Origin of the sequence: Roseburia sp. OM03-7AC, from assembly GCF_003462625.1 — a bacterium.
Taxonomy (GTDB): domain Bacteria; phylum Bacillota; class Clostridia; order Lachnospirales; family Lachnospiraceae; genus Roseburia_C; species Roseburia_C amylophila.
This window is the reverse complement of the sequence record NZ_QTZJ01000001.1, coordinates 1327968-1339664: the sequence shown is the minus strand read 5'-3', so window position 1 is coordinate 1339664 and position 11697 is coordinate 1327968. Positions and strand designations below refer to the sequence as shown.

9 protein-coding genes are annotated in these 11697 nt (G+C 34.2%); 7 read left to right on the top strand and 2 right to left on the bottom strand.

Going from position 1 to position 11697, the window contains the following annotated elements; all coding sequences use genetic code 11:
- Nucleotides 1-35: 35 nt before the first annotated feature.
- Together DXB39_RS06380 and DXB39_RS06375 are read right to left on the bottom strand one after the other, a co-directional pair.
- Nucleotides 36-242 (bottom strand): excisionase, encoded by a 207-nt coding sequence (locus DXB39_RS06380; protein ID WP_005336079.1) that lies wholly within the window; start codon nucleotides 240-242, stop codon nucleotides 36-38.
- Entirely contained in the window at nucleotides 235-1377 is a 1143-nt protein-coding gene (locus tag DXB39_RS06375; protein ID WP_004610987.1) for an XRE family transcriptional regulator, read from the bottom strand. Before DXB39_RS06375 ends, DXB39_RS06380 begins: the two co-directional genes overlap by 8 nt.
- Nucleotides 1378-1903: 526 nt before the next feature.
- Here DXB39_RS06375 and DXB39_RS06370 point away from each other — a divergent pair.
- The 7 genes from DXB39_RS06370 to DXB39_RS06335 all read left to right on the top strand — a co-directional run bounded on the left by DXB39_RS06370 (nucleotide 1904) and on the right by DXB39_RS06335 (nucleotide 11578).
- Nucleotides 1904-2524 (top strand): helix-turn-helix domain-containing protein, encoded by a 621-nt coding sequence (locus tag DXB39_RS06370; protein ID WP_227223063.1) that lies wholly within the window; start codon nucleotides 1904-1906, stop codon nucleotides 2522-2524.
- A 466-nt stretch (nucleotides 2525-2990) separates the two neighbouring features.
- Complete coding sequence (locus tag DXB39_RS15325) at nucleotides 2991-3974, top strand: GNAT family N-acetyltransferase (RefSeq protein ID WP_442969661.1); 984 nt, start codon at nucleotides 2991-2993, stop codon at nucleotides 3972-3974.
- On the top strand, nucleotides 3975-5414 hold the full coding sequence (locus tag DXB39_RS06355) for a bifunctional aminoglycoside N-acetyltransferase AAC(6')-Ie/aminoglycoside O-phosphotransferase APH(2'')-Ia (RefSeq protein ID WP_001028144.1): 1440 nt from the start codon (nucleotides 3975-3977) through the stop codon (nucleotides 5412-5414).
- Nucleotides 5415-5471: 57 nt separating this feature from the next.
- Nucleotides 5472-7013 carry an immunoglobulin-like domain-containing protein gene (locus DXB39_RS06350; protein WP_243005979.1) on the top strand — a complete coding sequence of 514 codons (1542 nt, stop codon included), beginning with the start codon at nucleotides 5472-5474 and terminating at the stop codon, nucleotides 7011-7013.
- 447 nt (nucleotides 7014-7460) lie between these two features.
- On the top strand, nucleotides 7461-8705 hold the full coding sequence (locus tag DXB39_RS06345) for an AAA family ATPase (RefSeq protein ID WP_117840457.1): 1245 nt from the start codon (nucleotides 7461-7463) through the stop codon (nucleotides 8703-8705).
- Nucleotides 8706-8721: 16 nt separating this feature from the next.
- Nucleotides 8722-9291 carry a hypothetical protein gene (locus DXB39_RS06340; protein ID WP_117840459.1) on the top strand — a complete coding sequence of 190 codons (570 nt, stop codon included), beginning with the start codon at nucleotides 8722-8724 and terminating at the stop codon, nucleotides 9289-9291.
- Between the two features lie 34 nt (nucleotides 9292-9325).
- Entirely contained in the window at nucleotides 9326-11578 is a 2253-nt protein-coding gene (locus DXB39_RS06335) for a transglutaminase domain-containing protein (protein ID WP_158565967.1), read from the top strand.
- Nucleotides 11579-11697 lie beyond the last annotated feature (119 nt).

Here is an 11697-nt window from a genome sequence, read left to right as displayed (position 1 = left end):
TGTGTTCATCATAACACATACAAGGCTCATTTGCATTAGATTGCGTCCAATTTGTCAATAACCTGTTCAAACTGTCGGCGTTTAATCTGTATGCGGTTGCCATTCATAATGAGCCAGCCAGCGCCCTTGTTTTCCTCTGCCAAGCGTCTTAACTTGTTTTCTCCGATACGGAAATACTTTGACGCTTCTTCAATGGTAAGGGTATATTTTTCCCATACGGGAATATCCTGTGCATTACTCATAAAACACCCCCTCACTTTCGATTACATCTGCTATATCCGTACACATCTGTTCTACAAGCATTTCCTGTTTTTCGGAAAGGTGGGTACATTCATCAATCATTTTCATGTAGTTTGAGCCTGTCAGCCTGTCGATTTCCTCTATCATCACGATTGACGGCATGACCTGTCTTTCCAGCCATTGCAGAGTGCGTTCCATATTGACAGGTACGGGGTTCATTTCAAAAGGTAAACTGTCATGGGAAATGAATATCTCCCACAGCGGATAATCGGGAAATTGCACAAAATCAGTAATAAGGTAAAACACCAACCCATGAGGGTTATATGTCAATAACAATTCCTCAACTGCCTGTACTGCCTTTTTATCACGCAGACGAATTTCAAAACGGTTGATAATATCCGTATGTTTCTTTTTGGTTGCCTGTTCCTTTTGTTTTTCATACAGGCAGAAATATTTTGTGCTTGCCTTTGAGCCGATATAAAGGGTACTTGCTAAATTACGGTTTTTTCCGCTTAGTTTTCCACCTTGTACATTTTCATAGTTTTTACAGCGACAATCCGCACCGCCATTTTTGTATTTTTCAGACAAAACGGGAATATCCAGCAGACCGCACATATCATTGATTGCCAAGTCAAAACGTCGGATAACACCGCCACAGTCAAGACAGCGGTTTAAAAATGAATACCAATCCCTGTTCTGTGCCTGTAAGACATATTCCATGTTGCGTGAGCCTGCCCCTTTTAATTCTAAAAATACACCCATGTGTTCATCATCAGAAGCCATGACCTTGATTTCCCCGTAGGCATAATGCTCCTTATAGCCATAATACCCATAGTCATAATGGATAAAATAGTCCGCTTTCATGCCAAGCACCTTTCGGATAACTTCTAATGCGTCAGTCGTTGGAAAACGGACAGACAGATAATCAACGAGCAGATAAAAAGGCTTATCACAGACATAGTAATTCAGACAACGCAGGATAATGTTCTGTGTTTCTTTACTTGCGTTGGCTTTTCCGTTCTCAAAGCGGTTGATACTATATCTTGATACATGGGTAAGACTTGCAAGTTCTCCTTGTGAAAGACCGCTTGCAAGACGTTTGTTCTTCATTTCAAGTGCAAATTCTAAATTGTTCATTGTATTCCTCCAATCCCACAACAGCCTTGAAATACCTGTAAACCACTATTCAAAAGAATGTGAAATTACTATCTTCTTAAAACTTCTCATTACTACTCACAGGTTTGGGGTTGTATGGTTTTTGACTTGTCTTTTGTGAAATAGTGCCCCCCTGTTAGATAACGGGGGCACAGTCAAGGCTCGCAGGCTCGCCAGCCGACAAAGCATTTCTTCCCCTTGACACAAGGTGTCATGGCGGTAAGCCTGAGAGGCTTCCGCCACCGTGTCAGAAATACTTTGTCAGCAAGTCCTGTTTTGCCTTTTCTAACAAGTTCCATTTCAACCAATATTCATATCTACGGGTTTAATCAGATGGGGATTTCTTTTTGAATGTTTTTGTATTTCATTCTATTGTACTTATTCACTCACAATAGCATAGTAATTCTTATATGCTTATTTGTCAATATCTTTTTTTGTCTTTACAAATCATATTAAGCATGATAGACTTATAACAGTGAAGATATAACGAGATATGGAGGGTTGTGCAATGAAAATAAGCCATTTAGGAAATAATATACAGACCATAAGAAAATTTAGGGGAATGAAACAACAGGAACTTGCGGACAAAATCGGTATCAATATGCAGAGCCTTTCCAAGATTGAAAGAGGGTTGAACTATCCTGCTTATGAAACGCTGGAAAAGATAATGGAAGTGCTGGACGTAACGCCGAATGAATTATTATCGGGAGAATGGAAGTATGTCAATCAGTCTGAAAAAGAAGTCTGTCAGTTTTTAAGAACAGAAGAACGTCTAAATGCAGAACTGAAACACGGACACTATGATAACTTCTTTGACAGCGAGGAAGAATGGCTGGAATATGAATTGGAAAAGTTACGGGAATACATTACAGACTATATCAACGGGAAAAGCATTGAAGCGTCCGACCTTTACCCAATCAAAGAATTTATCCAGCATTTGAAGTTTCAAAAATTACTAGACCGCTATGATGATTTATACAGTATGGATATGTTTGGGGAAAGCATAGAGGGACATAAATATAGGACACCTTATCAAGTCGTGAAAATGATAAATCTGAACTCAAAAGAGGATATGGAACTGTTACGGGAAGTATTAAGAAATAACCATTTTGATGATGAGGACGAGTAATCTTTTTCCTCTTGCGAGAAGATACAGCAAACAAAAAGCCCGATCAAGAGTGCAAAGCACCACCAATGGTGGCAAGCTCTTGACAGGGCTTTTTCTTTTCTGTTGTGGGTACTCAAGAGGAAAAAAGGAAAAGTGTGATGTCTCAATTTTTTTATCTTGCACGCATAAAAAGATTGAAAGAGGTGTTTGTTTCCAGTATAATGTTTTTTGTATAGAAGCAAGGATTGAATTTTTTTGAAAGAAAGGGTTGACAGTCATGTTCACACATTGTTACGCTTGCGACAGACAGACAGACAGACAGACAGACAGACAGACAGACAGACAGACAGACAGACAGACAAGTAAATTCTGCCCTTTTTTCAATTCTATCAATAATAAACAGAACGCACAGATTATCCAGTTATAAGGGGGAGTTTGTGCGTTTTTCTATGCAAAGAATTTATGAAAAATAAGGAGTGAACAAACTATGAAGAAAAAACAAGTCCTTGCAGTAAGTTCCGCATTGATGATTGGAACAACAACTGCACTTACAGGGCTTCCTACTCCTGTCATGGCACAGGAAAACACAGAAGTTGTGCAGGAAGCCGTTGTAGAAGAAAACAAGACAGAGCAAGTTCCTGTGGAACAGAAAACAGAAAACGCAGAAGTACAAGAGAATATAACAGACAAGGAACAGGAAGAAACTGCTGAAAATGCAGAAACTTTAAAAGAAGAAAGTACAAAACAGGAAACACCTGCAACACCAGAAAAAGAAGTGGTTACCGAAGATAAGACCGTTGAAGCAAGCAAAAATACAGAAGTAAAAGCTGGAAGCATTGCTATTGATGAAACACATTTTCCAGACAAAGTATTTAGAGAACAAATCATTGCAGAATTTGATAAAGACGGCGATAGTGTGTTATCTGTTGATGAAATATCAAAAGCCCAATTCTTAAACTTACATGGTATGAAAACGATATCTTCATTAGAGGGTATTCAATATCTAACAAATTTGCAGTCTTTAGATGTTTCTACGACTTCTGTTTCAGACTTAAGTCCGGTTAAAAACTCATCTTTTATGGAAGAAGTTTTAATTGATGATAATATGGTTTTTGATATTGATAATTTAAAAGGATTTCTTAATGATACCAGTTCATTTGGGTTTATAGCTAAAGAAAATAATAAAATTATAGGATTTGCATATTGCTATACACTTTTAAGACCTGATGGAAAAACAATGTTTTATTTACACTCAATAGGAATGTTACCTAACTATCAAGACAAAGGTTATGGTTCAAAATTATTATCTTTTATTAAGGAATATTCTAAAGAGATTGGTTGTTCTGAAATGTTTTTAATAACTGATAAAGGTAATCCTAGAGCTTGCCATGTATATGAAAAATTAGGTGGTAAAAATGATTATAAAGATGAAATAGTATATGTATATGATTATGAAAAAGGTGATAAATAAATGAATATAGTTGAAAATGAAATATGTATAAGAACTTTAATAGATGATGATTTTCCTTTGATGTTAAAATGGTTAACTGATGAAAGAGTATTAGAATTTTATGGTGGTAGAGATAAAAAATATACATTAGAATCATTAAAAAAACATTATACAGAGCCTTGGGAAGATGAAGTTTTTAGAGTAATTATTGAATATAACAATGTTCCTATTGGATATGGACAAATATATAAAATGTATGATGAGTTATATACTGATTATCATTATCCAAAAACTGATGAGATAGTCTATGGTATGGATCAATTTATAGGAGAGCCAAATTATTGGAGTAAAGGAATTGGTACAAGATATATTAAATTGATTTTTGAATTTTTGAAAAAAGAAAGAAATGCTAATGCAGTTATTTTAGACCCTCATAAAAATAATCCAAGAGCAATAAGGGCATACCAAAAATCTGGTTTTAGAATTATTGAAGATTTGCCAGAACATGAATTACACGAGGGCAAAAAAGAAGATTGTTATTTAATGGAATATAGATATGATGATAATGCCACAAATGTTAAGGCAATGAAATATTTAATTGAGCATTACTTTGATAATTTCAAAGTAGATAGTATTGAAATAATCGGTAGTGGTTATGATAGTGTGGCATATTTAGTTAATAATGAATACATTTTTAAAACAAAATTTAGTACTAATAAGAAAAAAGGTTATGCAAAAGAAAAAGCAATATATAATTTTTTAAATACAAATTTAGAAACTAATGTAAAAATTCCTAATATTGAATATTCGTATATTAGTGATGAATTATCTATACTAGGTTATAAAGAAATTAAAGGAACTTTTTTAACACCAGAAATTTATTCTACTATGTCAGAAGAAGAACAAAATTTGTTAAAACGAGATATTGCCAGTTTTTTAAGACAAATGCACGGTTTAGATTATACAGATATTAGTGAATGTACTATTGATAATAAACAAAATGTATTAGAAGAGTATATATTGTTGCGTGAAACTATTTATAATGATTTAACTGATATAGAAAAAGATTATATAGAAAGTTTTATGGAAAGACTAAATGCAACAACAGTTTTTGAGGGTAAAAAGTGTTTATGCCATAATGATTTTAGTTGTAATCATCTATTGTTAGATGGCAATAATAGATTAACTGGAATAATTGATTTTGGAGATTCTGGAATTATAGATGAATATTGTGATTTTATATACTTACTTGAAGATAGTGAAGAAGAAATAGGAACAAATTTTGGAGAAGATATATTAAGAATGTATGGAAATATAGATATTGAGAAAGCAAAAGAATATCAAGATATAGTTGAAGAATATTATCCTATTGAAACTATTGTTTATGGAATTAAAAATATTAAACAGGAATTTATCGAAAATGGTAGAAAAGAAATTTATAAAAGGACTTATAAAGATTGATTATATAATATATGAAAAGCTATTATAAAAGACATTAGTATTAAATAGTTTAAAAAAATGAAAAATAATAAATCTTTAAAAAGATTAGATTGTCGTTCTTCAAAAGTAGGAAGCGTTGATTTAACACGTTATCCGAATTTGGAAGCTTTCCTTTGCGATAATACATCAATTAACAGTCTTGATGTATCTAAGAATGAAAAATTGAATACGTTATTTGCAGATAGTACCTCTATTTCCAATTTAGATGTAACAAACAATCCTAACTTAGAACAACTATCTTGTAGCAATACAGGATTAATGGAACTTGATGTCACACATAATCCGCAATTAGTCACTTTAGATATAGGAGATACAAAAGTAAAAACACTTGATATAAGTAAGAACCCTAATTTGAAACAACTATCATGTTATATGACAAATATAGCTGAATTAGATGTAACAAAAAACACAAAACTGACACGCCTTTTTTGTCATGATACAACTATTAAAAAATTAGATTTAAGCAATAATTTAGAACTTGAAATGCTACGTTGCGGTGAAATTTTTGAACAAGGGATAAGAGGTCTTGATATAAGTAAAAACACAAAAATTAAAAAATTAATTTGCGATGATTTATACTGGTTAAATGTCGGAGAGAATAAAGTTCTTGAAAATAATCATGCTTTTGTAGGCAACGGTTATATTGATATTAAAGGGAATAAAATCGACTTAAAAAAAGATGTTGAACAAGGAATAGATATTTCAAAAGTAAAAGTTACTGCAAATGGAACTTTAGATAAAGATACAGGAATTATAACGGTAGATGATGTAAAAAAACCAGTTACTTATGAGTATGATTGCGGTACTTATAAAGACGGAAACGTTGTTTTAAAAGTAGAATTATCGTTAAACTCACAAGGAGAAGATAATACAGCACCAACTATTTCTGCAAATGATGTTACATTGAATGTAGGCGATACTTTCGACCCATTGGCAAATGTAACAGCAACAGATAAAGAGGACGGAACTATCACTTTGACAAAAGATAATATTGTTGCAAATGATGTAGATACTTCTAAGGCTGGTACTTACCATGTGACTTATAAAGTAACAGATAAAAACGGAGCTTCTGCTAAAAAAACGATTACTGTAACTGTGAAACAAAATACAGGCGACCTTAACTCTGCTCCAATCATTTCAGCAAATGATGTTACATTGAATGTAGGCGATACGTTCGATCCATTGGCAAATGTGACAGCAACAGATAAAGAGGACGGAACGATTATTTTAACAAAAGATAACATTATTGCAAATGATGTAGATACTTCTAAGGCTGGCACTTATCATGTAACTTTCCGTGTAGTAGATAAAAATGGTGCAATTACTGAAAAAACAATTACAGTTACCGTAAAAGAAAAAGCAACAAATAAACCTGTAAGTCCACAACAGCCACAGAAACCGAGCAAGCCAACTACTCCAACAAAGCCTAGCGGACAAAAGAACCCTGTAAAAACAGGTGATATGACAAACGTAGGATTGTTTACTTCTATGTTTGCTGGTTCAACCGGTGTATTAGCTGTTTTATTCGGTAAAAAACGTAAAAGAAATAAGAACAATTAACAAAATGTATAATAACAATCAATAGCGACTAATGATTTTCATGTAAAAGGACACCAAACTATACGGTGTCCTTTTCAAATTCTTACGTCATATCAAGGCTCATTCAATCGTGGTAAATTCGTGGTAAAATGAGTGCTTTCCTATATTTCAAAATGCTTGAAAGTATAGTGTTTATGCGGATAATCAAAAATCAGATATAAAATTTAGAATATAAATTTGTTATTAGTTATGGAAAATTATCTTGGAACATAATCCAGTGTCTGGCTGGATGAAACGGTATAATATTAGCCGATAAGTGTGGCTTCAAAAGAAAAATGATTGATATATGAAAAAATATGATACAATAAGGAAGAGGTTATAGAAAAAAGATATATATTTCTAAGAATGAATGTTAATGAAAAGAAAAAAGGAATAATAGGTATATTAAGAGATGAGTAGGAGGTTACGGTGAAATTTAGTATTAATAATGTGGGAAAAGTAAATGATGCAGAAATTGAAACAAATGGAGTAACTGTCATTGCCGGATATAATGATACTGGAAAGACCACAATATTAAAGGCAATAGATGTTTCATTGAAATCCTTTGCTGGAAGGGAAATAGAAATAGAGAACGAGCGCTGGAAAAGCATTAATAAATTATTATTACGAAAAGAGCAAGTCTTTGATGAAATGGGATTTTCAGAATTACCAGAGTCGATTTTATATGATATTTTTGATGGGTTACGTGAATTGAAAATCAACCCTCAAAGAATTCAATATGAAAATTTTGAAAATATTTATTATAAGGTAATAACCCCTTTTGTGACGGATGGAAAAAATGATAAAAAAATGAAGGCACTTCTGTCAGATGAATTTGTCAGAAAATTATATGATGGATTGGAGGAAATTATTTATCGTTCCACGCAGGATTATTGGGAATATTTGGTGACGTTAAATTTAAGAAAAATGTTCGGTAACCAGACGGTTAATTTGATGAATAGAAAAGATTCAGTAATTGTTTGGAAACAGAATGAAAAATCAGGAAAAATAGTCTATAATGAAAAACTTCTTCTGGCAGATGGAGAAGAATTGCCGGGGGGAGAAGTTATTTATATGGAAACCAGAAATTTGCTGGATGATTTTGAACGATTGCAATGGGGAAGAAATGATTGGAGGATTTGGCTGAACAGAAAAGAGAAAATTGAAGTATATGAACAATATAATGAGATAGAGAAAAACAAGATGTTATTGAATGATATTTTTAAAGATGTGCTACATGGAAAACTCAAGAGAGATGAAGGGGCATTGAAGTATCAGGATGAGAAGATATCCGATGCAATCAGTCTGCATAATATCGCATCTGGAATGAAGTCGTTATTAATATTGCAACGTCTTGTAGAGAATGGAACTTTAAAATCTGGTTCATGGTTGCTCATTGATGAGCCGGAGACCAATTTACATCCCGAATGGCATATTAAAATGGCTGAAATTCTCGTCTTGATGAAAAAGGAAATGAATATTAATGTTATCGTATCCTCACACAGCGCCTATTTTATAAGAGCATTAGAAGTGAAATTGGCGGCTAATCAGATGAAAGCAAGTGGAAAGTTCTATTTAATGGAACAGAGCGGAAATATGTTTGATGCAAAAGACGTAACAGAAAATACAGAGAGGATATATGCGCAGTTATATAAACCATTGGAAGAATTATAGGAGTTGTGAAAAATAAATGACAAAAGTTGATTTACCAGAGAAAAAGGTTACACTGGAAGAATGTTCTAAAAATGATAATGGAGAGCCGGTTACACATTTAAAGAATAAGGTTTATTGTTTTGATACAGTAAGTGAAATGGAGGCAATGTTATACCGCAGAAAAAAGAAGTTATCTTCGGCAGATGCGATATATATTGATGAACAGGAAAAAATATATTTTTTTGAGTTTAAAAATGTGCCACATAATCATGTTTCGCATAAAGGTATATTGGAAAAAATGCATGATAGCATCTTAACCTGGCAGGTGTGTCAAAATTCTGAAAAGTCATTAGATGAATTGATGGAAAAAAGTACATATTTTGTGATATATAATGATAGCCATTATGAGGGTCAAAGAGAAAATGAGAGTAATTCGTTGGAGAGTCTGAAAAAACAAATGAAAAAATTGGCTAAAATTGAAACAGAAGAAGAGCTATTATGGGAAACGGAAATTTATCAAAATACTTTTTATCGAGAAATTCATACGATTGATGTAGATGTTTTTGAAAGAAAATATGCAAAGAAGATTTTTGCTGGCATGAAGTAAGATGTGGAAAAGCAAAGAATTAAGGAGGGAACCAATGAAGAAAAAAGTAGGAAACAGATTAATTGCCTTGTTACTGGCATTATTTATGGCAGTAACCATGATGCCGGATATGGCGGTTGGGGCAGAAGAAACAGACAATGGGGTGGCTGATGAAGCACAGAAGTGTGGTTATGAACAGCCAAAGGCCATCAATGTCGGAGAACTTGATGAGGATGAAGCAGAAGATTTACCAATAGTCAGGGCACAGTATAATGCAGCAGATGCATCTTACTGGGCAGTATATGGCTCCGACTATTATTATAGTAAGATGTCTGGTGCAGAGAAGCAGTTCTATCAGGCACTTTATGATGTGAATATGTCATTCCTTACAGGAAATAAGAGCGCCGGCTATAAGACCTTTGATTCTACGAGACATTATCATTCGGGCTTTGTTTCAATCGGCAGTCTGGATTTGGATACTGCACTGGAAGTAGCAAAAATTCTCCAGATGTCCAATCCGCAGTTCTATTTTGTAAATGATGAGATGCTTTATGGGGTGAATTCAGATGGTAAATATCAACTGGCATTAGGCGTTTACAATACCTGCTCAAATGGAAGTGCAAGAGCGGATAAGACGAATGGAATTAAAAACAAGCTGGATTCATGGGTAGCATCGATTAAGAGCAAAGCGACAATTCTTGATATGGAGCAGGAAGCACATGACATTATTATGCGGAATTGCTGGTACTCTGAGGAGGGAAACTATCATCAGAGCAGTGCCGGAGTTTTATTAGAAGGTAAAGCAGTATGTGCCGGTTATGCGGAAACCTTTGAAATGCTTTGCAATGCAGTTGGTATTCAGACGGTATGTGTTACCAGCAGCAGTCATGAGTGGAACAAAGTAAAATTGTATGGCAGATGGTATGCAGTGGATTGTACCTGGGATGACGATAAAGATGATAAAACGGGAACCGTCTATGGTTATATGTATTTTAATGTGTCAGATAATTACAGTGATGAATATAGCAAGTGGTCGCATACAGCAGAAAGCTGGTGGAGCAGCTATAGTGTTCCGGTCTGTGAGAATAACAACGTAATTACAGATAGAGATTATAAATATCAGGGAGTGGATTATTCGTCAGTCTTTGATGTGGATTATTATTTGAAAACCTACCCGGATATTAAAGCAGCTTTCGGTGCGGATGAGAATCAGGCATTTATGCATTTTATTAATAATGGAATGAATGAGGGGCGTCAGGGAATAGCAAGCTTTAATGTAATCTCTTATAAGAACAGGTATAAGGATTTAAGGACGGCATATGGCAACAATTTACGCTCTTATTATTTGCATTACATATCAAATGGTAAAGCAGAAGGCCGTAAGGCAACTGGTAATGTGACAATTGCGGATGGTGTTACTGTGTATAATGGAGTAGATTATTCTTCTGTATATAATTACAGCTATTACATTAAGAAATATCCGGATATAGCAAAGGCTTTTCCAAATGATGATATCAGTACACTGGCTCATTTTGTGACATGCGGCATGAATGAAAAACGTCAGGGAAATATGAACTTTGATGTGAATTCTTATTACAATCAATATGCAGATTTACGGAGTGCGTTTGGTACAAACTGGAGAGCTTATTATCTTCATTATATACAGAATGGCAAGGCAGAGGGCCGGAAAGGAACCGGAACTAAAACTATGCAGGGAACTACTGTATACAATGGAGTAGATTATTCTGCAGTTTATAATATGGATGATTATCTGAACAAGAATACAGATGTGAAGAAAGCTGTTGGCGGGGATGACCTTGCTGCAATTGCTCATTTTGTGAATTACGGCATGAAGGAAGGCCGCCAGGCAAGCAGTAAATTTGATGTGAATTCTTATCGTATGCGTTATAAAGATTTAAGAAGTGCATTTGGATATGATTTGGCAGGTTATTATTACCATTATATGAGTTCTGGTAAAGCAGAGGGTCGTCAGGCAACCGGAAAAGTAACAGATATTGACGGGGTTACAGTATATAATGGAGTGGATTATTCTGCAGTTTATAATTTTAATTATTATGTGAACGCAAATCCGGATATTAAGGCAGCATTTGGAAATGATGATCTGGCTGTATTGTCACACTTCGTGAATTATGGAATGAAGGAAGGCCGCTGTGGTTGTGAAGCATTTAATGTGTTGACCTACCGTGAGAAAAACGGAGACTTAAAAGCCGCATTTGGCGATGACTTGAAACAGTATTATATCCATTATATGAACTATGGTAAAAATGAAGGAAGAAAAGCTGCATAGATTGGAATGCAGATAAGAAAGGCTGTTGCACAGGCAGATGAATTTCGGCGGTGCAGCAGCTTTTTCCATTTTGTGACAAAATTCTTAAGATTTTCATAATGACAAGTAGTAATTCTTTA